This is a genomic window from Kribbella sp. NPDC051718, from assembly GCF_040681515.1.
Lineage (GTDB): Bacteria > Actinomycetota > Actinomycetes > Propionibacteriales > Kribbellaceae > Kribbella.
On record NZ_JBFAYZ010000003.1, the window covers coordinates 484760 to 504780 of the forward strand.

18 protein-coding genes are annotated in these 20021 nt (G+C 67.1%); 4 read left to right on the plus strand and 14 right to left on the minus strand.

Annotated elements, in window-relative coordinates:
* The first annotated feature begins 44 nt into the window (after positions 1-44).
* On the plus strand, positions 45-1022 hold the full coding sequence (locus AB0M15_RS13860) for a ribose-phosphate pyrophosphokinase (RefSeq protein ID WP_363817513.1): 978 nt from the start codon (positions 45-47) through the stop codon (positions 1020-1022).
* Here the strand turns inward: AB0M15_RS13860 and AB0M15_RS13865 are convergent.
* On the minus strand, positions 1019-1633 hold the full coding sequence (locus AB0M15_RS13865; RefSeq protein WP_363817516.1) for a GNAT family N-acetyltransferase: 615 nt from the start codon (positions 1631-1633) through the stop codon (positions 1019-1021). The two genes, AB0M15_RS13860 and AB0M15_RS13865, sit on opposite strands and share 4 nt — an antisense overlap.
* Entirely contained in the window at positions 1630-2175 is a 546-nt protein-coding gene (locus AB0M15_RS13870; RefSeq protein ID WP_363817519.1) for a DUF664 domain-containing protein, read from the minus strand. Before AB0M15_RS13870 ends, AB0M15_RS13865 begins: the two co-directional genes overlap by 4 nt.
* A gap of 58 nt (positions 2176-2233) precedes the next feature.
* Between AB0M15_RS13870 and AB0M15_RS13875 the strand changes: the two genes are divergently transcribed.
* Positions 2234-3190 (plus strand): WYL domain-containing protein, encoded by a 957-nt coding sequence (locus AB0M15_RS13875; protein WP_363817522.1) that lies wholly within the window; start codon positions 2234-2236, stop codon positions 3188-3190.
* Here the strand turns inward: AB0M15_RS13875 and AB0M15_RS13880 are convergent.
* From AB0M15_RS13880 to AB0M15_RS13890, 3 genes are all read right to left on the minus strand, one after another.
* Positions 3187-3396, minus strand: coding sequence for an NPCBM/NEW2 domain-containing protein (locus AB0M15_RS13880; RefSeq protein WP_363818436.1), 210 nt, complete (start codon positions 3394-3396; stop codon positions 3187-3189). The genes AB0M15_RS13875 and AB0M15_RS13880 overlap by 4 nt on opposite strands.
* Positions 3397-3423: 27 nt before the next feature.
* A complete protein-coding gene (locus AB0M15_RS13885) occupies positions 3424-4272 on the minus strand; it encodes a GNAT family N-acetyltransferase (RefSeq protein ID WP_363817525.1) in 849 nt (282 codons plus the stop codon).
* A gap of 67 nt (positions 4273-4339) precedes the next feature.
* A complete protein-coding gene (locus AB0M15_RS13890; RefSeq protein ID WP_363817528.1) occupies positions 4340-7453 on the minus strand; it encodes an amidohydrolase family protein in 3114 nt (1037 codons plus the stop codon).
* 139 nt (positions 7454-7592) lie between these two features.
* Here AB0M15_RS13890 and AB0M15_RS13895 point away from each other — a divergent pair, with 139 nt between their 5' ends.
* Positions 7593-8120 carry a hypothetical protein gene (locus AB0M15_RS13895; protein WP_363817532.1) on the plus strand — a complete coding sequence of 176 codons (528 nt, stop codon included), beginning with the start codon at positions 7593-7595 and terminating at the stop codon, positions 8118-8120.
* 208 nt (positions 8121-8328) lie between these two features.
* The gene (locus tag AB0M15_RS13900; protein ID WP_363817535.1) at positions 8329-9402 is read left to right on the plus strand and encodes a glycoside hydrolase family 172 protein; all 1074 of its coding nucleotides are present in this window, start codon (positions 8329-8331) and stop codon (positions 9400-9402) included.
* On the opposite strand, the gene AB0M15_RS13905 is transcribed toward AB0M15_RS13900, so the two are convergent.
* The 9 genes from AB0M15_RS13905 to AB0M15_RS13945 all read right to left on the minus strand — a co-directional run bounded on the left by AB0M15_RS13905 (position 9399) and on the right by AB0M15_RS13945 (position 20013).
* Positions 9399-10664 (minus strand): glucoamylase, encoded by a 1266-nt coding sequence (locus AB0M15_RS13905; RefSeq protein ID WP_363817538.1) that lies wholly within the window; start codon positions 10662-10664, stop codon positions 9399-9401. The genes AB0M15_RS13900 and AB0M15_RS13905 overlap by 4 nt on opposite strands.
* A gap of 13 nt (positions 10665-10677) precedes the next feature.
* Complete coding sequence (locus AB0M15_RS13910) at positions 10678-11559, minus strand: DMT family transporter (RefSeq protein ID WP_363817540.1); 882 nt, start codon at positions 11557-11559, stop codon at positions 10678-10680.
* 443 nt (positions 11560-12002) lie between these two features.
* Positions 12003-12611: a TetR/AcrR family transcriptional regulator gene (locus tag AB0M15_RS13915; RefSeq protein ID WP_363817543.1), complete on the minus strand. Its 609-nt coding sequence runs from the start codon at positions 12609-12611 to the stop codon at positions 12003-12005.
* Positions 12612-12735: 124 nt separating this feature from the next.
* Positions 12736-13602: an alpha/beta hydrolase gene (locus AB0M15_RS13920; RefSeq protein ID WP_363817546.1), complete on the minus strand. Its 867-nt coding sequence runs from the start codon at positions 13600-13602 to the stop codon at positions 12736-12738.
* 46 nt (positions 13603-13648) lie between these two features.
* Entirely contained in the window at positions 13649-14644 is a 996-nt protein-coding gene (locus tag AB0M15_RS13925) for an NADP-dependent oxidoreductase (protein ID WP_363817549.1), read from the minus strand.
* Positions 14645-14784: 140 nt separating this feature from the next.
* Entirely contained in the window at positions 14785-15522 is a 738-nt protein-coding gene (locus AB0M15_RS13930; protein WP_363817552.1) for a sulfite exporter TauE/SafE family protein, read from the minus strand.
* 404 nt (positions 15523-15926) lie between these two features.
* Positions 15927-17096: an ROK family protein gene (locus AB0M15_RS13935; protein ID WP_363817555.1), complete on the minus strand. Its 1170-nt coding sequence runs from the start codon at positions 17094-17096 to the stop codon at positions 15927-15929.
* A 39-nt stretch (positions 17097-17135) separates the two neighbouring features.
* Positions 17136-18635, minus strand: coding sequence for a glycoside hydrolase family 36 protein (locus tag AB0M15_RS13940; RefSeq protein ID WP_363817558.1), 1500 nt, complete (start codon positions 18633-18635; stop codon positions 17136-17138).
* A gap of 34 nt (positions 18636-18669) precedes the next feature.
* Entirely contained in the window at positions 18670-20013 is a 1344-nt protein-coding gene (locus tag AB0M15_RS13945; protein ID WP_363817560.1) for a sugar ABC transporter substrate-binding protein, read from the minus strand.
* Positions 20014-20021 lie beyond the last annotated feature (8 nt).

A 20021-nucleotide genomic window follows, 5' to 3' on the forward strand; every position in this document is an offset into this window, starting at 1 on the left:
CAGGTAGGCTCAATGCTGTCTGGTCGGTCAGTCCGGGGAGCGCCGTGCGAGAGATCGTCGTGTTCAGTGGCAGTGCCCATTCCAGCCTTGCTCAGCAGATCTGCACCGATCTCGGTGTGGACCTGTCGCCGGTGGAGATCCACCGGTTCAGCAACGACTGCCTACAGGTCCAGTTGCAGGTGAACTGCCGCCAGCGCGATGTCTACATCGTTCAACCGCTGGTACCGCCGACCCAGGAGCACCTGATGGAGCTGCTCCTGATGATCGACGCCGCCAGGGGTGCCTCGGCGGCTCAGATCACCGCCGTGATGCCGCACTACGCGTATGCGCGCTCGGACAAGAAGGACGCCTCGCGGATCTCGATCGGCGCCCGTCTCGTCGCCGACCTGCTCGTCGCGGCCGGCGTGGACCGGGTGCTGACGATGACCTTGCACGCGCCTCAGGTGCACGGTTTCTTCTCGGTCCCGGTGGACCACCTGACCGCGATCGGCGTACTGGCAGATCATTTCCGGGGCACCGACCTCGCCAACACGGTCGTGGTCAGCCCCGACCTGGGCAACGCGAAGACCGCGACCCAGTTCGCCCGGCTGCTCGGCCTGCCGGTCGCGGCCGGGAGCAAGCAGCGGTTGTCGGACGACAAGGTCGTCATCGACGCGATCGTGGGCGACGTGGCCGGCAAGAAAGCGATCATCCTGGACGACGAGATCGCCACCGGCGGCTCGATCATCGAGCTGCTGGACCGGCTGAAGGACCTCGGCTGTACGCAGGCCGCCGTCGCCACCACGCACGGACTGTTCGCAGGCAAGGCCGTCGAGCGGTTGCGCTCGCACCCGTCGATTACCGAAGTGATCAGCACCGACACCGTGCCGCGCCCGGACGGCTTCCCCGAGCTGCAGGTCAGCTCGGTGTCCGGCCTGTTCGCCGAGGCGATCAAGCGCATCCACGACGGCGAATCGGTCAGCAGCCTCTTCGACGGCGTCGACCCCACTCACGCCCCGCCGCAACCCAAGCTGCCTTTCTAAAACTCGATCCGCATCACGTAGCGCCGCAACGTCGGGTGGCTGACTTCCTTGAAGCCGGCCTCCTCGAAGACGCTGTAGTGCCCGACGTGTAGCTCACCCCACGGCACGTCCTTCCCTGCCGCCGGCATCATTGGATACCCCTCCAGCGCCCGGGCTCCGCGTTCGCGGGCGTAGTCGATCGTCGCGCGAGCCATCCCGTAGCTGACCCCTCGCCGCCGATACCCGAGTCGCGTGACGAAGCAGGTGATGACCCAGACCGAGTCGTCCTCCTTGTCCTCGTTGCGCCCCTTCCACGGCACCGGCGTACGCCCGAACAGCCGCGGGTACGCCGTCCGCGGCTCGACCGCACACCACCCGACCGGCTCGTCCTCCAGGTAGGCGACCAACCCACTCGTCTGCTTGGCCCGACGGTTGTCGCAGTTCGTCTGCTCCCGCATCAGCCCGGCCCGCTCGGGTTCGGTGGTCACCGCCCACATCCACCCGCGCGTCTTGAACCGCTGGCAGTGACACTGCCCGGCGTCGCTGTCGCCCAGGACGAGTTGCAGGTCCTCCCACGACGCCTCGTTCGCGGGCCGGAAGGTCAACTTGCCCTCAACGGAGTCGAGCGTCATCGCGGCGGCTCTTCACCGGTCAGCCCGTCCACCGTCTCGCGGATCAGGTCGGCGTGACCGGCATGGCGGGCGTACTCCTCGATCATGTCGATCAGTAAACGCCGCAGCGTAGGGCTTTCGCCACGGCCGTTCTTGTACTGCGCCAAGTGGTCCAGCCCGCCGTCAGCCAGTACTCCGGCGACGGCTACTCGCGACCGGTCGGCGGCAGCGTTCCAGAGCGCGTAGAGCTGCTCCGCCGTGTCGTCCGCGGCCGAATGCCACTCCCACTCGGGGTCGGCCTCCCAATCCACCGCATCCCAGGGCGCTACGGGCTCCGCCCCTAGCAGTCGGTTGGTGAAGTACTCGTCCTCGCAGAGCGCGAGGTGCTTCAGCAGCCCACCTAGCGTCATCGTCGACGGCGGATGCGACTTCTGTAGGCCGGCCGAGTCCAGGCCGCCGCACTTCCAGGCGAAGATCGCGCGTTGCCGCTCCAGCGAGCCGAGCATCGTCTCGAGTTCGGTCCCGGCGATCGGCGCCTCGTGCGGGAGGTCATAGTCAGTCATAGGTCTGGACGTTAATATCCAATGCGGACGTTCTACTTCCGGGAAGGGAGGTTGACTGGTGATCGTGGACGAACTGAGCCCGACGGCGAAGGCGCTGATGGCGCTGGAGCTGATCCAGGACAACCCGGGAATCAGCGGCGAACGCCTCGGCCAGCGCCTCGGCGTGACGGATCGCGCCGCCCGCCGGTACGTCGGGATCCTGCGCGAGGCCGGCATCCCGATCGAGTCCACCCCAGGCCGGTACGGCGGGTATCGCGTCGGCCGCGGATTCCGCCTGCCGCCGTTGATGTTCTCCACCGCCGAGGCGCTCGGGCTGATGATGGCCGCGCTCGAGGGCCATCACCGCGCGTCCGACCCGGAGGACCCGGCGGGCAGCGCTCTCAACAAGATCATCCGCGTACTACCGAAGCCGGTCGCCGAGCCCGCCGAGTCGATGCGCCGGATCATCACCCCGCGACAAGCTGCCGAGGGCACGTACCCGAATCCCGAAACAACCGCAGCCCTGGTCCAAGCCTGTACTGCGGCCCGCCGACTGCGCATCGGCTACAGCAGGGGAGAGGGCCGCGACCCGATCACGATGGACGTCGATCCTTGGGCGGTCTCCGTCCGCCAGGGACTCTGGTACCTGCTCTGCTGGTCACACACCAAGGACGCCCAGCGTGTACTCCGCGTCGACCGCGTCACCACGACGGAGCTGCTGGACGACACCTTCGACCCGCCCGAGAACCTGAACCCCGTGACCGATATCGAGGACCACTTCGCCCAGGGCTGGCGCTATCCGATCGAGGTGGTGATCGACGCGCCAATCGGCGAGATCGTCCTGGCCCGCAAGCTCGGCCGGCTGGAACCGATCGACGAGACGCACACCCGGCTGATCGGAAGTACCAACGAGCCGGACTGGTACGCCTACCGCCTCGCGTCGCTCGAAGCGACCTTCTCGGTGATCCAGCCGCCCGAGCTCCGCGAGGCACTGCACACCCTCGGTCAACGCATCCTGAAAGCCTCGGAAGGCTAAGGAGCACAGGCCAGTGAGGCCGTTCCCCAATCGGCGTGATCGCTGTTCTTGCCGTTGCCGCCATCCGTGGTCGACAACGTCAGGCGCTTGACCCCGCTCACCTCGAGATCGAGATGAGTTGCCGTATCACCGGACATGTACCGCCCGAGCCGAGCCGCAACGACCAGCTCGCCGTCACGCTCTCCCCGTTGTTCAACCGGTTCCACCAAGGCGCAGAAATGTCGGATTACCGCCTAGCCGAGCTCGAGGGTCGTCGTCGCGAAGATCCCTGCCTGATCGACGACCGGCGCCGGTCCACCGGCATACATCCGCGCACACTCGAAGGTCGGCGACAGCCCGAGGCTCTCAGCCAGCTTGATCGCAGCCGCGTTGACATCCGGTACGTCGAACGCGACCTCCTCACCCGGCTGCAACAGCCCGGCCAGCACAGCCTCCGCCACGCCCTCGGCCGACGAGTAGAACGGCCCGACCCGCGTCCCCGAGTCGGTCGGCCGCAAGACACCGAAGCCGACCAGCTCGCCGTCTTTGACCGCAGCCACCGACCGATGCCCAGGCAGACTCACCCAAACCGACAGAAACGCCTCCCGCTCCGCCGGAAAGAACCGCCGGTCATAATCCGCCAACAACCCAAACGGCACCGCGCGCCCGTCGACTACCTCAATTCCTGTGGGCACCGAACCAGTACCAACAGTTGGCATGCCGGAGTAGCGGATGTGGTTGAAGGCGTGTTTGAAGCCGGACTTGCGATAGTTGTCTTGCTGGTCGACGACGCCGTCGAGCCCAATCGTGCGCTCGGTCAGGTGGGCCAGTACCGCCTGCCAGAGAGCGATCCCGTACCCCTGCCCCCTCACCTCCGGTCGCGCGATGTAGAACCCGAGGAACCCATAGTCCCGCCCATACCGAACCCCAGAGCAGCAAGCGATCGGCGAACCATCCACCCGCCCGACCAGGAACCCAGCGGGATCCGCGGCCCCGAACGCCACCATGTCCGACCGCCCCGGATCCCAGCCCTCATCAGCAGCCCACTGCCGCATCATCGAAAGCTCCGCCGCACTCGCCGCCGAGATCCCCAGATCGCTCATACAGCCGAGCCTAGCGGCCCGTGCCCGGAGTTCTTTGGCGTCTGCGGCGCCCAGGCACGGGCCGCTATCACCCCTCACAACACAAACGATGTAGCCACTCCGGCTCATGCCACCAGTACTCCGGGTCCTGCGCGTGCGCCTGCTCCGCCGTCAGCGGCTGCGGAGCGTTGCCCGTAGCAACCAATGCAGGCGCCGCCTGCTGAGCTGCAAACGGCGCGAGCAGTTGATCCACTGTGTGCAGCTTCCCGCCCACCATCACCTGCTGGACAGCGGCCGCATGCGTGATGTCCGCCAGCGGATTGCCCCGCACGAACGACAGATCGGCCTGCGCCCCCACCTGCACGACGCCGAGCTTGTTCTCGAGCGCGAGCCACTTGGCCGGATTCCGCGTCGCGGTCGTCAGTGCCTCGTACGGCGTGAAGCCGCCCGCGACCATCGACCGCAGATTGGCGTGCAGCGAGATCGCCGGATTGTCCAGCGGCGAGTCCGTACCGGAGATCACCAGCCCACCACCCCGATGAATCCGCAACACCACGTCCACATTGCCCGCGAGCAACGCCCGGGTCGTCACCCCACCAGGCCCGGCCGCCGTCTGCACCTTCGCCTGCAACGCGGCGTACTCCCAAGCCGGATACAGCGTCTTCGTCCGCACGTCGTTCACCAGCGACGGATCGTCCACATGCGCCATCGTCGAGTTGAACAACGTCGGCGTGACCGACAACCCCGCCTTGGTGAAGAGCGTGACGACATCGCCGTACGCCCGGCCGAGCCGGCTGACGGTATGGGAGTAGCCGAGCCGATTCGTCGCGCCCGTGTGCTCCATCCCGTCCATCCCGAGATGCTCAGCCGGGTACAGATAGTGCGACGACAACTGCAGCCCAAGCCGGTGCACGGCGGCGATCACCCGCCGCTGGTACTCGACCGGCAACCGCACATACGTCTTCACCAGGTCGTACGCGAGCCCTTCGACCCGATCGAGCTCCAGGCCGAGTTGCCGCAGCGACAACGTCGGACGCATGAAGTTGTAGTAGACCCGCGACCCATCGATCGCCTCACCCGTCGCGAAGTACCGCGGCCCGATCAGCGACCCGTGCGAGAGCGCCTCCCGAGTCTCCTGCATCTGGTACGCCGGATCGCCCGGCGACCGAGTCGTCGTCACCCCGTAGGCCAGCCAGACGTTCCCCTGCCGCGACCCCCAAGCGCGTCCGCGCAGATGCCAATGCACATGCGCATCGATCAGCCCGGGCATCACCGTCAGCCCGCTCGCATCGATGTCCGCCTTGCCATGATGCGGCCGCACTGCTGTGATCCGCGACCCGTCCACGACGACATCGACGTCTTGCCGCAGCTCCTCGGCCCGGCCGTCCCAGAGCGCGCCGGCGTGGATCGTGACGTGCTGGTTGACCTTGGCCCGTTGCCACTGCAGGTCGAGCTTGACCGTCTGGGGCCGCGAGCCCCGCAGATCCGTACGGCGTAGTTGTCCGTTGTGCAGGTAAAGGAGCGTCTGATCGTCTTGCCAGACAGGCGAATCGGTCGCCTCCGAGGTGATCGCCCGGTGCTGGCCGGTGAAGCGGCCGCGACGATCCACCGGTACGACGTACAGGAGGCTCTCGACGACGAAGGCGAGCCACTTGCCGTTGGGGGAGAAGGCCGGCCCGTCGTCGCCCCGGGTGGCGAGTGAGCGGAACGGCATCGGTTCGACGTACTCGAGGGCTGTGGTGGCGACATCGACGTACAGGAGCTGGCTGGTGCCTTCGCGGAAACGCTTCGAGAACGGCTTGACCGCGCCGAGCACGATCGTGCTGCCGTCGGCGGACCAGCTGACCCGGCCGGGCTGGAAGAGCGTCGGCGTGAGCTGACGGACCTGACCTGAGTCGAGGTCGAGGACCCAGGCGATGCCGTCCTGGTCCTGGTAGGCGATCTGCTTGCCGTCGGGGGAGTAGCGCGGCGCGGTCTGGGCTCCGGACAGCGAGGAGAGCTTGGTGTCGGTGCCATTCGCGAGATCGTGCGACCAGAGATCGGCGGTACCGTCACGATCGCTTGCGTAGAGCAACGTCTTGCCGTCGGGCGAGAAGTCCGGGTCGGAGTTGAAGTAGCCGTCGGCAACGAGCTTGCGTGGTTGGCCGCGGCCGCTGGTCTCGGCGAGCCACAAGGCGTTCAGCGCCCGGAAGGCGAGCCAGTGGCCGTTGGGGGAGACCGTCGGGCAGGCGATTCCCTGCACGCGGTGGCGCTTGGTCGACTCGAGGTCAGGCGACTTCGGTCGCGGCCTGCGTGACGTCACCGGCACGGTGGCGGTGAAGGCGACGATGGCGTCTGCTTTGAGCTTCCTTACGAGGCCGTCGGCTGTGTAGTAGAGTTCGCCGGTGGCGTCCCACGAGGGCGGTAGGGCGAAGACATCCCTGCCGCTGGTCACGGGCTGGTCGCCGACCATGAGTTCGCTGGCTGGGCCGGTCAGCCGTACGTAGGCGAGTTGGCCGGTTGGGGAGTACGACGGTCCGTAGACGCTGCTGCCGGTGCGCGCTGCGACCGCAGTACGGCGTTGTCCGGTGGTCAGGTCGAGCTCGATGATGGCGGACGCGTCGACGGTGAAGGCGATCTTCGTTCCATCGGGTGAGTAGACCGGCTCGGCCTCTTCGCTGGGATCGTCGGTCAGCGCGACGATCGCTCCGGTGGCGAGCGTGAGCCGGTGGATGCCGTAGCTTCCGTTGCCGCCGCGGTCCGATGAGAACAGTACGGACTTCCCGTCGGGTGCGACCATCGGCTCCCGATGATCGAAGCGTCCGGTCGTCAGCTGCCGGAGTCCGGACCCGTCGGGCCGGATCGTCCACAGGTGGAAGTTGCCGTCCCGATAGGACTGGAAGACGATGCTGCGTCCATCAGGCGCCCACCTGGGCCGGGTCGCGTCCTGCAGGTCGTCGGTGAGCCGTCGCGACTGACCACCTTGGGCCGGCGTCACCCAGATCGCGGTGACCAGGTCGAACGCCAGCCATCGCCCGTCCGGCGATACCGACACCATGAAGTTGGTGCCCTGACTCAGGCTTGCCGATCCACCGGTACTTCGTGGCTCGGCGGCGGCTGCTGCCGAGCCGATCGGCAAGGTGCCGGCGACGGCCGCTCCACCAGTCAGCTGCAGCGCCCGGCGTCGCGAAACACTCCAGAATCCAGGGTCCTCAGAACTCATGACGGCGTCCAATCCCTCGGGGCGGTGGGGACTGTTTCGAACCTGCCACCGCGAACCGGATCGGTTGAGGGCGCCCGGCGTGCCGCTCGGTGAACGGCCGATTCGCTGCGACGAACGGCACCGCTCTATCGTCGGCGCCATGAAATCTGTGTCGCCGAAGGTCCTGGGTGGAATCTCCGCGATCGCCTGCCTGGTGGTAGCAGCGGCCGCCGCCCTCGCGGTCGACAGCCGCCTCGACCGCCACTGGATCATCCGTGGGATCACCCTCCTGGTCGCGCTCGCCTGCGCGGCAGTCCTGGTGGCAGACAACGCCCGCAAGGGCCGCCTGATCATCGGCCTGGTCGGGGTGGTGATGTTCGGCGTGATCTTCCCGGTGTCCTCGACCACCTGGTCCCAGCCCCCGGAGATCAAGTTCGCCCTCTCGGTGGCGGACGACGCGAAGGCCGCGGCTCAGAAGCAGTCCGCCAGCACAGTCAGCATCGCCGACGTGAAGGCCGCAGCCGAAGCCCGAGGCGGCGCGATCGGCACCCTCAAAACCGACCGCAGCCCCACCGTCCGGGGCGCCGACGCCTACCCCTTGATCATCCGCGCCAAGCAGGACCAGGGCCGCCCCTGGTCCTGCCTCACCTTCGACCACGGCCTCGAAGCCAAGATCCGCGCCTGCTGACGGTCGCGAACCTGAGCAACTTGGGCAGCCCCACCTGGGCCCATTCGTCGAACGTCACGCCGTCTCCTCGTCCGGGCCGGCTGGTGCCGGCCTGCACCACTAAAGACTGCGCCCGGGTCGGATCTGCTGTCTCACTGTTTTGACCACAGTGTGAGAAATCGATTTCCAAGCCTGTCGACGGGCTGCCCCGGACCCTAGGCTCGGGCGCATGACTCTTCCGAACCTGTCCGGGATCAGCGCGGTCGTCGACGTCCAGACCCGCTCCATCAGCGCGGAGAATCCGACCGGCGAGCCGGGCCAGGGCGGCCGGCGTACCGAGGGAACCGGGGCTCACGCGGCCCGCGAGCTCGGGGTGGGCTGGAAGGTGTCGCCGTCGATCGAGATCGGGGCTGGGGAGACGGTGACGCTCGCGGATATCGCCGGGCCGGGGTGCATCACGCACATCTGGCTCACGACGCACAGCGACAACTGGCGTCGGCTGGTCGTGCGCGGGCACTGGGACGGCGACGAGGCGCCGGCGATCGAGGCGCCGGTGGGGGACTTCTTCTGTTCGGGGTGGGGGCGGTTCGCGCAGGTCAACTCGCTGCCGGTCGCGGTGAACCCGAATGGCGGCTTCAACTGCTACTGGGAGATGCCGTTCCGGTCGCAGGCTTTGTTGACGCTCGAGAACACTGCCGACACTGCGGTGGTCGTCTACTTCCAGGTGGATTACTGGCTGGGTGCGGTTGCCGAGGGATCGGCGTACCTGCACACGCAGTGGCGGCGGAGCAATCCATTGGCTTCTGCAGCTGTCCACACCTTGCTTGATGGGGTGGAAGGTCCGGGGCACTACGTGGGGACGTATCTCGCGTGGGGTGTGAACAGCAGTGGATGGTGGGGCGAGGGGGAGGTCAAGTTCTACGTCGACGATGACGACGAGTTCCCGACGATCTGCGGGACGGGGACCGAGGACTACTTCGGTGGTGCGTGGAACTTCGATCTTGGAGCGGACCGGGGTGGGTACACGGAGTTCAGTACGCCGTACCTCGGGTTGCCTCAGGTTCTGCGGCCGGATGGGCAGTACCAGAGTCAGCAGCGGTTCGGGATGTACCGGTTCCATCTGCCTGACCCGATCCGATTCCGGACGCGGCTGCGGGTCGACGTACAGGCGCTGGGGTGGCGGTCGGGTGGGCGGTACCTGCCGCTGCAGGACGACATCGCGTCGACTGCGTTCTTCTACTCCACTGCTACGTCTACGGCGCGGCCCGCTGCTCCAACTGCCGATGTGATGGAGATCTGCTAAGGCGTCGGTAGTGGATGATCTAGTGCTGAGGCCGTTAGGACCACCAGGGCGGTGGTCCAGGCGAGTGGCGCTTCGCCGGCGGGCTTGAGGTCGCGGTTGACCTTCTCCGGCAGTGAGCCCGTCGGGGTGCGGTGGGTGTCGAGCCAAGCGAGCAGTTCTTCTGCCGTACTCCGGTCGCCGCGGGCGGCTGCGCTCAGTGCGAACAGGGCGGTCTGTGGCGTCCACGAGACTCCGTCGGCGCGCCACTCCTCGCCCGGGGTGGCGCCGCCGTTGGGCTGCGTGAGTACGTCGCGGGTGTGCTCGATCGCCTTCGTCACCACGTCGCGCGCGGGGGCGAAGGGCAGGCCGAGGACCGTGACGATCGCGTCGGCGCCGCCTTGCAGGGCTACTGGTTCGATGCCTGGCTCGACGAAGCTGACGGCCTTGGCGGGAGTACGGGGGTAGGTCGGGCCGAAGTGCTTGTCGGTTGCTTCGGTCAGTCGCTCGAGTGCGGTTTGCCAGTGCGCTACTTCGTCGCTGTGGTTGAGGGTTCTGGCGATCGCGAGTCCGGAGCGGAGGCCGGTGAGGAGCGGGGCGATGGTGCCGAGGGTGACCTGGTCCTCGGGGCGCTCCCAGTAGTCGGGGGACGGGTCGGGCAGGCCTGTCTTTTGGATTTCCGCGACGATCTGGTCGCCTGACTCCTTGACCATCGGCCAGTACTTGCTCAGGGTTGTGGTGCTTTCTGCTCCACCGGCCCTTGGCTTGGCTTGCGCTTCGCCGCAGAACCAGGTTGCCCAGAGGATCCAGCCCGAGCCGTCGAGTTGAGGCTCGCGGCCGTCCTGGGGTTCGGTGCCGTCCGGAGCGGAGTACCTTGCGGCCCAGCGACCGGCTTTTGGCCTTATTTTGTCGAGGAATCCCAGGATCTTGTCGGCTTCGGCGTACTGGCCGATCGAGCAGCGCGCGGCGGCGACGAACGAGGCGTCGCGCGGCCAGACGAATCGCCACGGCCCGTTCCAGCCGGCCAGGGTCGCGCCGTCGGGCAGGGTCAGAGCGTCGAGGTCGATCAGCGCGTCGCGGATCAGCTCCGGCCTCGCCAGATCGGCCGGTTCTGTCGGTTCCTCGATGCCTGTCGGGCCGGCGCGACCGGTGATGCCCTCGGCAACCAGTTGCGGCTGCGGGTTGCGGTCGAGGTTGACCGCAGTACCGGTTGCGAGGACGGCGAGGAGGAGTGCGATCACGGCGTACGGGAACCAACGCACCCGCCGCGCACTGTTGTCGCGCATCTCGCCCTCCCTCCTACTGTCCCAAGTGCTGTACCTCGGCCTCGAACTTGCGCCGGGGCGCCAGCTCGACCAGATACATCGCCGACATGACCAGCGCGCCGCCGATGAGCATCCGCCCGGTCACACTCTCCGTTCCGAAGAGTACGGCGAAGGCAGAAGCGAACACCGGCTCCATTGTCATCGCGATCGCCGCCCGGGTCGGCGTCAGGTGCGCCTGCGCCCAGGTCTGCACGATCAACGCGACCGCACCGGCGATCAGCGCCATGTAGACGACCGCGATCCAGTCGCCGGTACCGCCCGGCAACGAGAACCCACCCGGGATCGCCCCAACGCCGCACACAGCGGTGATCGTGACCATCTGCAACGCCGACAACCCGAACGCATTCGAAGGCGTAGACCAGGCCCCGAGCCCAATGATGTGCAGCGCGTAAATCCCAGCCGACGCGAGCGTCAGCAGCTCCCCGGTCCCCATGCTCAACCCACGCAGCGACAGCACCCCGAGCCCAACCGTCGCCAGCACAACCGCAACCCAAGCCCACTTCCCGATCTTGTGCCGCAGAATCACCGCCGCCAGCAACGGGGTGAACACCACATACATACCGGTCACAAACCCGGACACACTGGCCGACGTATGCCGCAACCCCTCCGTCTGTACCAGTTGCGCAACCCCATACATGATGCCCAGGGCAACACCTCGCCCACGATCCAGCCGGCTGAGCTTCGAAATCGCCGGCGGATGAATCGCAATCAACGCCACCGCCGCGATCGCAAACCGCAACGCCAAGTAATCAGCCACGTCCATCCGCGTCAGCAGATCCTTGGTCAAAAAGAACGTAGACCCCCAGGCCGCCGCCACCGCAAGCAAGGCCAACACAGCAACACGCGACCGATTCACTAGCAAAGCCTCTCAGACACCTGACAATCCCAAGGAATCGCCTGGCCGAAGGCACTCCCCACGCTGCCTCGCTCCGTCGCTCACCACTCGGTGCTCCCACCCACCCCAGGTGTGCGCTCCTGCGTCGCGCGAAAGCGGGAGTAGGCACCCGTGTTGCCCAGGGCGACTGTCTGGCGTGGGAGTGCTGCGAGCCGGGTGCTCCGTCGTCGAGTGGCATCCCACGCTGCCTCGCCGCTCGCTCCTGCGTCGCTCACCGTCTGTTGGGTGGACCGCACGCCGGCGCTTGCAGGTCCACAACGCGATCGCCCGCCGGGACACCGGTCGCCGTGTCGTCGATTGCATGGACAGCCCGAGCGCACCCGAAGCTTCATCCGCCGCTACTCGGACCTAGCCAAGTGTTACGTGCCACAGGTCGCACCACTCGGATTGGTTACCGAGTGATCTCAGCGTTGGACGGCCAGGAGTACCTGTACCTGGTCCCGGATCTCCTGCACAACCTCGTCGACCGGTTTGGCGGCGTTGATGGTTGCGGCCATGCTGACGAAATTGATCGCGGAGACGATGTGCGCGAGTGCCGCGGCGCTCTGCGGGCTGGTGCGCCCGTCTCGCCGCAGGACGGCGGCGATCGCTTCCTCGGTCTGCACAGTCAGGTCGAGGGCTGCGCGGTGGTGCGGTTCGGCGGGGTCGCCGAAGACGATCTCCCGCAGGTAGGTCCGCCCGTTGTCGACCTGTTTGCGGTTGCACTCCACAACCGGGCGGACGATCGCCATCACGGCGTCGAGCGCGTCCGTGATGCCCTCGGACGCTGACCTACCCCGTTGGAGTGCTTCGGCGTAGGTCGAGTTCTGCACGAGGAGGAGAAGTTCGCCCTTGGACTTGGCATAGAGGAACAGCGTGCCCGCCCCGATGTCGGCCTTGTCGGCGATTTCCTGGGTGGTGACCTCGTCGACGCCACGCTCGGCGAAGAGCTCGCTGGCGGCTGCCGTGATGCGGTCGAGCTTGTCCTGCTTGTTCCGCTCGCGCCGACCGGGCGACTTCGAGGTGAGGGGCATGGCTGCCGCCCTTCGTTGCTGAGTGGGCTCGGATCTGCAGGCGGTCATTCTTCCACGGCGGCTGGGACCGCACCGGTGTCGCCGAGCTCTGGGCAGAGCGTCTCGACGGGTCCGCTCAGGGCCGTCAGGCGGCGAGGAACTCGACCGCGATCGGCGCGAACTTCTGGTGGAACTGGAAGATGCCGCCGTGCCCGGAGTCCGGGTAGATGATCAGCTCCGAGCCCTTGATCCGGCGGCGCAGGTCCTCGGACAGGATGGAGGGCACCATCCGGTCGTTGTCACCGTTCGCGATCAGCGTGGGCTGGGTGAGCTTCGACAGATCGGCCGGGGCCGAACGCCCGAACTTCTGGATCGCCTTCAGCTGGGTGCGGAACGCGCGGAGCTTGATGTCCGCGTCGCGGTCGACAGTGCGCTCCTGCAGGCGCTGCACGAACGCGCGAGCAGCCGGCTTGCCGCTGGCGTTCCGGTTGAAGAACAGGAACTCCTTCGGGTCCTGCCGCGTCAACGTCGCGCGCAGGATGTCCCAGTAGGTGACGCCGACGACCTTGTCGATGTCCTTGCCGCCTCTGGGGCCGGTGCCGGTCAGGACGAGCTTGCGAACGAGCTCGGGGTGCTTGACCACGAGGTCCTGGGCGATCATGCCGCCCAGTGAGAAGGAGAAGATGTCGATCTGGTCGAACCCGAGGGCCTTGATGAAGGTGTAGGCGTCGTCGGCCATTTCCTCGACGCTGCCCGGAACAGTGCCGGTCGAGGCCCCGACGCCCCGGTTGTCGAAGGTGATGACATGGCGCTCGGCGGCGATCGGGTCGACGATCCGGGGATCCCAGTTGTCCAGGGTGGCGGCGAGGTGCACGAAGAAGACCACGGGGATACCGCCCTTCGGTCCGAGTTCCCGGTAGGCGTAGGTGACGCCGCCGGCGGTGACGGTGCGGGCCGGGGCTTGCGCGTACGAGGTGATGACGGGTTCGTTCGAGGTTTCGTCGGTGTTCATGATGCTCTCCTGTTTCTGATGGTCTTGCGGATTGTGAGAAGGGCTGTCAGGCCCGGGTGATGACGGCCTTGCCGCGGATACCGCCCTTGCCGAGCGATTGCACGGCCTCCGCGGTCTGGTCGAAGTCGAAGACGTGGCCGACGACGGGGCGCAGCCGCCCGCTGTCGACGAGGGCGGTGATCTGACGGAGCTGGTCGCCGCTGGCGCGCACGAAGAGGAACTCGTACGTCACGCCGAGCTTCTTCGCCTGCCTGCGGATCTTGCGGCTGAGCGCTGCGACCGCGAGGCGCAGTACCGGGTTCATTCCTGCCTCAGCGGCGAACGCGGGATCGGGCGGTCCGGAGATGCCGATCGCCTTGCCGCCGGGGCGCAGCACCCGCAGGGACTTCTCGAGGTTCGTCCCGCCAACGCTGTCCAGCACCAGGTCGTACCCGTCCAGGAGCTTTTCGAAGTCCTGGTTGCGGTAGTCGATGACGATGTCCGCGCCGAGCTCGCGGACGAAATCCAGGTTGCCTGCGCTGACCGTCGTGGCGACGGTGGCCCCGAGGTACTTGGCGAGCTGGATCGCGACGGTTCCGACGCCACCGGCGCCGGCGTGGATCAAGACCTGCTGGCCCGGCCCGACATTGCCCTTCTCGACCAGCGCCTGCCACGCGGTCAGGGTGACCAGCGGCAGCGAGGCCGCCTCCTCGGAGGTGACCGTCGTCGGCTTGAGCGCCAGGTCTGCCTCGGCCATTGCGATGCGCTCCGCGAAGGTGCCGATGCGATCTTTGTCCGGCCGGGCATACACCTGGTCGCCGACCGCGAACCGACGCACGCCGGTGCCGATGCCGACCACGGTCCCGGCGACATCGTTGCCCATGACCTGCGGCAATTCGTACCGCAGGAACGACTTGAACGCGCCCGACCGGATCTTCTCGTCGAGCAGGTTGAGTCCGGCGGCCCGGACCTGGACGAGCACGTCGCGCTCTCCGACCACGGGCTCGGGGACATCCGCCTCCTGCAGCGGTCCCTTGTACTTGCTGACGACAAACGCTCGCATGACGACTTTCCTTCTGAGTCAGGTCAAAATCGAATAGCCTCAATAATGAGCAGACTCATTAAATTTGTCAAGGCTTGCCCCACGGGCCGCCGGAGCACTCCTGTCCAGCTGGGTCAGCACTCCCGGCCAGACTGGGCAGCTCAGCCGCCCCCGCCCCCGAGGAGGAGTAGGAGCCCGGAGATGACGAGGCCTGCTTCGACGAGGATGGCGAAGACGTTGACGGGTAGCCGGTCGAGGACTCTCTTGCCGACCCAAGCGCCACCGGCTGCCGCAGGCGCGAGCGCAAGACCGATGAGCCCGGTATGCCAGGTGAGGACAGCGGCCGCGCCGAACACGACCAGCTTGGTGAGATGCATGACGACCGCCGAGGCGGCCTCCGTACCGATGTAGGCGCCGCGGACCATACCGCGCGCGAGGAAGAACGGCGCCACCATCGGCCCGACACTGCCAACCAGCGCGGACCCGAATCCGGACGCGGCTCCCAACGCTGCGAACCCACGATCGCCAGCCCGCGCCGCGTCCGGACGAACCCGCCGCCAAACGACCATCGCAAGCAGGAACAGCCCGATGACGCGGGTCAATGCCTGCAGCGGCGCGCTGGTCAGAAGCAACGCACCAACCACGGCAGCAGGCACTGCGCCCACCGCGAAGATCATCACCAGACGCCGATCGACCTCATGCCGATTGAACCAGACCCGACTCCCGTTGCTGGCCAACTGCGCGACGGTGAGCACGGCGACCGCGTCCCGGGGCCCAAAGACTGCGACGAACACCGGCAAAAGCAACACTCCACCACCGAAACCCGCGACGGCCGACAACAGCGCGGTACCGAACGACGCGAGGATCAGCAACACACCCAGCAACACCCCACCCGACATAGCTCGAGCTTCGCAGACCTCCGAGTTCACGGGTCGGGGCGATCTCACTCGACGTCGGCCCGACGAGCACCCGACACACGTCAGCTCGCCAGACAGTCACCCCGGGCAACGCGGGTGCCTACTCTGGCTTTCGCGCGACGCAGGAGCGATCCACCCGGGGTGGGTGGGAGCGCCAAGCAGCGAGCGACGCAGGAGCGAGCAGCGAGGCAGCGTGGGGAAATCCACCCGACGACGGAGCACGCGACGACGGAGCACCCGGCGCATGGCAACTCGCCAGATGGTCACCCTCCGCCAGGCGAGTGCCTACTCTCGCCTTCGCGCGACGCAGGAGCGATCACCCAGGGCGGGTGGGAGCGCCGAGTGGTGAGCGACGCAGGAGCGAACAGGCGAGGCAGCGTGGGGTTTTATCTGACGGTGGGGGCTGCAGGGGACGAGAGGGTGGTTGAGAAGAGGCGGTTGTCGAGTTCGTTTAGGGCTAGGCGGACTGCGCCCAACGCGACCGAGTCGGCGCCCAGTGTGGAGGCCCGGACTTCGGGGACTCGGAGGCAGAGGCGTTGGAGTTCTGTGGTTAGGGGAGCGAGGACCAGGTCTGCTGAGCGGGAGAAGCCGCCGCCGTAGATGACGACCTGGGGGTCGAGGGCCAGGACGAGGGCGGCGGCTCCGACGGCGAGGTCTTTTACGTAGCGGGAGACAGCCGTTTTGGCGGCGCGGTCTCCGTTGCGGGCTGCGTCGAAGACCCACGCGGCCGCGTCGTCGGGGCTGACGCTGGCGGGTACGCCGGGGCAGTTCTCCAGGTGGGACGGGGCTGCCAGCCAGCGGACTTGCTTGAGGGCGCCGATCTCGCCGGCGGCTCCGCCGTAGCCGCGGCGGAGTACGCCGTCGAGGATGAGGCCGGCGCCGATGCGCATGCCGGCCAGGACGTAGATGACGTCGCTCGCATCGCTGGCGGCGCCCTTCCAGCGCTCGGCTAGTGCTGCGAGTTTGCAGTCGTTCTCGACGATGATCGGGCAGGAGAAACGGCCGGCCAGGTGTGCGGGAAGGTCGACCTGGTCCCAGCCGGGGATGGGAGTGAAGAGGGAGGTACGGCCGGAGGAGTCGACTGGGCCGGAGACGCCGATCGTGACGGCCCAGACGTCGGCCGGTTTCTTCTTCGTCGCGGTGAGGCATTCCAAGATCGCCTCGTCGAGCGCCGCGAGCCGTGCCTGCGGATCGGCGTCGGGGGCGACGGCAGCGCGGTGGCTGTGCAGGACCTCGCCGTTCAGATCGGCCACCAGCGTGAGCACCTTGTGTACGCCCACATCGACGCCGAGGACATAACCGGCGGTACTACGGAACTGGTATCGCCGAGCCGGCCGCCCCACCGCGCTGCTGGTGCCCGCCTCGATCACCGTCGCCCAGCCATCGGCCACCAGGTTCTGAGCGATCAAGTCGACGGCCGGCCGGGACAGCCCGGTGCGCTGCGATAGCTCGGTCACCGTCGACGGCGGGTGGTCGCGGAGCGCCCGGACGATCGTCAGCGAGTTGAGTTCGCGCAGCCGCGGAAGGTCCACGCCGGCGACGGCGCCATCTGTCACGGCTGGTCGCTCCTTCGTGTTGCCATCTCGGCAACATTATCAACTGATCGGATAGGCAGACCCGCTCTGCGGATCCACCGCGGGCGTGAAGTCGACATCGCGCCCGTCGAGCCGGTACCGGTACCGCCCGACCCGCTCGATCCGCGGCGTACCGCTCAAGTACTCGGTCATCGCCTCCAACTCGTCAGGCCGCAGCCACGAAGGCGGATCGGACACCGCCCGGAAGCGGCAGATATCGGCCAGGTCGCGCAGCCACTCCTGCTGCTGTTCGGTCAGCAGATTCAACCGGCTGCGGAAATAGACCACATCGGGATCGACCTCGGCCAACGGCGCCTGCCAGAGGCGGTGCAGCGTGTTGACGACAGCGTTGCGGGCCATCGCGTCCGACGGATCGTCGCTGGCGTAGTTCTGCCACATCGGCGCGACATCCGGCCCGCTGCGAAGCCCGTCGAGAAGTCCGAGCGACGGCAACAACAGCGCACCGCTCCCCAGCAGGTACACATCGTCTCCGGCGGTCCGGCGGATCAACGCCAGCGCTTCACGATAAGCCTCCTCACGCCCGGCACCACCCGCTCGTACTCCGGGCGCCGCCGCGGCGTTGATGAAGTCAAGCTTGAGATACCGGAACCCCCACTCGTGAACGAGTCGTTGGGTCAGCTCGACGAGATGCTCCTGCGTCGCCGGCAGGGTGACGTCGAGGGCGTAATACCCGGTACCCCAGTTGTACCCGGCAACGACCGGCGCACCGCTCACATCGCGCAACAACAGCTCAGGACGCTCGATGGCGAGCCGGGAAGAGGGGAGCGCGATGAACGGCGCCACCCACAACCCCGGAGCCATTCCGGCATCCTCGATTCGCGAGGCCAAGGCACTCATGCCGGAGGGGAACTTGCCATTGGCGTACCAGTCGCCGACCGTCTCCTCCCAGCCGTCGTCGACCTGTACGACATCGAAGGGCAGACCGTCCAGCGCCTCGATGTCCTTGGTGAGCTGCTCCTCGGTGATGTCCTCGTAGTACGCGTACCAGGAACACCACACGTTGCCCGCGCGCCCCCGCCCCTGCCCCAACTGCTCGGCAAGGTGCCGGGCGTAGGCCGCGAACACGATCTCTTCGGAGCCATAGGCAACGAACCAAGGCGCGGCGCCTGTCTCGTACCACCCCGCCAGCGTGTCCCGATCAGCAGTCAACCGCGGCACCCCCAGCCCCAGCGCGCCGAGCAGCAAGACATTTCCGTCCTCTCCCTGAAGAGCGGCGACGGCCGACGAGTGGTGGCGGCAGGGGTCGTCCCACGCGTCGTCGTCGGCGGTCACCCGGCGTACCGGATTGGCGATCCGCAGCGGCTGGTCGGACAACCGGCGCCACCCACAGGGGCTCCAGGAGTTCTGTCCGTGCCGGTAGAACAGGCCGTCTCCGAGGTCGTGCAGGAGGGCGACCCGCCCCGCCGGGAGGATGATGCCTCCATCGGCGGTGCGTGGAACGCCTGGTCCGTCGTGGCGCAGAGCGAGGGTGTGTCCGGCCACCTCGAGGAGCAGAGTCATTCTCTTCCTTCTACTTGAAGAGCTACTGGAATAGCTACTTGAACAGGGCGTTGACCTGGTCGTTGGCCTTCTTCAAAGTTGTCGCCGAGTCGGACTGGCCGAGTACCGCCGACTGGATCCCGTCCTGCACCAGCTGGGAGATCTCGTTCCCGTGCTCGCTGACCGGCAGGAAGAAGGTCCCGCCGGCCGCCTTGGCCTCGTCGACGAAGACCTGGACATTCTGGCCCTTGGCCTTGTGCGCGGCCAGCGCCTTGTCGCCAGCCGCGGTGATCGCCGGGAAGACCACACCATTACCACCGACGATGTTCTGGCAGTCTGCCGAGCCGAGGAACTTGACCCACTTCCACGCCTGCTCCTGGTGCTCAGTACCGGCGTTGATGGCATCGGACAGGCCGTTGATCGCCGTCTTGCGTCCCTGCGGTCCGGTCGGCAGCGGTGCGAACGCGAACTTCACCTTGGCGTCGGCGGCCAGGTAGCTGTTGATCATCCAGGAACCGGCGAAGGTGATGGCGCCCTTCCCGGCGCTGAGCAGGGCATCGCGCGACAGTGTGGACGCCTTGTCCAGCGGGGGAGCGTAGCCCTTGGCGATGAGCGACTTGAACCAGTCGATGGTCGCGGCGAGCTTCGGGTCGTCGTACTTGTACTGCGTGCCCCAAGGATTCTTGTCGAGGAACTCGAACCCGTTGCTAACGGCAAGGTTCCCCCAGCCGTTCTGCCCCTGCGACCCGTCGGCCCACTCGGGCAGGAAGCCGTAGGTCTTGATCTTCGACTTGTCGAACGCGGGATCCAGCCCGTTGCGGCCCTTCTCGTCGACGGTCGCCTTGGCGATCAGCTGCTCGAAGGTGCCTCCGTCGGAGGGATTCCAGGTGAGGTTCTCCAGGTCCGTCGGCGCGATGCCCTGCGCCTTGAGCTGTGTGGTGTTGTAGACCAGCGCCATCGTGTCCCAGTCCTTCGGCAGGCCGTACCGCTTGCCGTCCTTGGCGTAGAGATCCGCCAGCCCGGCCTGGTACTGCGACAGATCGACCTTGTCGCGATCGACGAACGGCTGGATGTCGAGGATCTGGTTGCTGGTGACGAACTGCGGATAGTACGACGCCTGGTCGGTCCACACGTCCGGCGCGTCACCAGCGGCCAGCTGGGTGGTGAGGTTCTGCCAGTACTGTGCCCAGGCGGTCTGGGTGATCTTGACGGTGATGTCCGGGTTCGCGGTGTGGAACGCGTCGGCACACGCCTGGTACGACGCCTTCTGGTTGTCGTCCCACAGCCAGTAGTCCAGCGTCACCGCGCCGCCGGCTCCGGAATCGTCGCTCGAGGTGCAGCCGGTCAGTGCGGTCAGCGACAGGGCGAGCAGCGCTGCGCCCAGGGTCTTGCGGTTCATGACGTCCT

Bases quoted from the DNA above. Each gene is read 5' to 3' on its own strand.
- AB0M15_RS13865 (WP_363817516.1), bottom strand. From the start codon at position 1,633: ATGACGCTCGACTCCGTTGAGGGCAAGTTGACCTTCCGGCCCGCGAAC.
- AB0M15_RS13870 (WP_363817519.1), bottom strand. From the start codon at position 2,175: ATGACTGACTATGACCTCCCGCACGAGGCGCCGATCGCCGGGACCGAA.
- AB0M15_RS13885 (WP_363817525.1), bottom strand. From the start codon at position 4,272: ATGAGCGATCTGGGGATCTCGGCGGCGAGTGCGGCGGAGCTTTCGATG.
- AB0M15_RS13890 (WP_363817528.1), bottom strand. From the start codon at position 7,453: ATGAGTTCTGAGGACCCTGGATTCTGGAGTGTTTCGCGACGCCGGGCG.
- AB0M15_RS13895 (WP_363817532.1), top strand. From the start codon at position 7,593: ATGAAATCTGTGTCGCCGAAGGTCCTGGGTGGAATCTCCGCGATCGCC.
- AB0M15_RS13900 (WP_363817535.1), top strand. From the start codon at position 8,329: ATGACTCTTCCGAACCTGTCCGGGATCAGCGCGGTCGTCGACGTCCAG.
- AB0M15_RS13905 (WP_363817538.1), bottom strand. From the start codon at position 10,664: ATGCGCGACAACAGTGCGCGGCGGGTGCGTTGGTTCCCGTACGCCGTG.
- AB0M15_RS13915 (WP_363817543.1), bottom strand. From the start codon at position 12,611: ATGCCCCTCACCTCGAAGTCGCCCGGTCGGCGCGAGCGGAACAAGCAG.
- AB0M15_RS13920 (WP_363817546.1), bottom strand. From the start codon at position 13,602: ATGAACACCGACGAAACCTCGAACGAACCCGTCATCACCTCGTACGCG.
- AB0M15_RS13925 (WP_363817549.1), bottom strand. From the start codon at position 14,644: ATGCGAGCGTTTGTCGTCAGCAAGTACAAGGGACCGCTGCAGGAGGCG.
- AB0M15_RS13930 (WP_363817552.1), bottom strand. From the start codon at position 15,522: ATGTCGGGTGGGGTGTTGCTGGGTGTGTTGCTGATCCTCGCGTCGTTC.
- AB0M15_RS13940 (WP_363817558.1), bottom strand. From the start codon at position 18,635: ATGACTCTGCTCCTCGAGGTGGCCGGACACACCCTCGCTCTGCGCCAC.
- AB0M15_RS13945 (WP_363817560.1), bottom strand. From the start codon at position 20,013: ATGAACCGCAAGACCCTGGGCGCAGCGCTGCTCGCCCTGTCGCTGACC.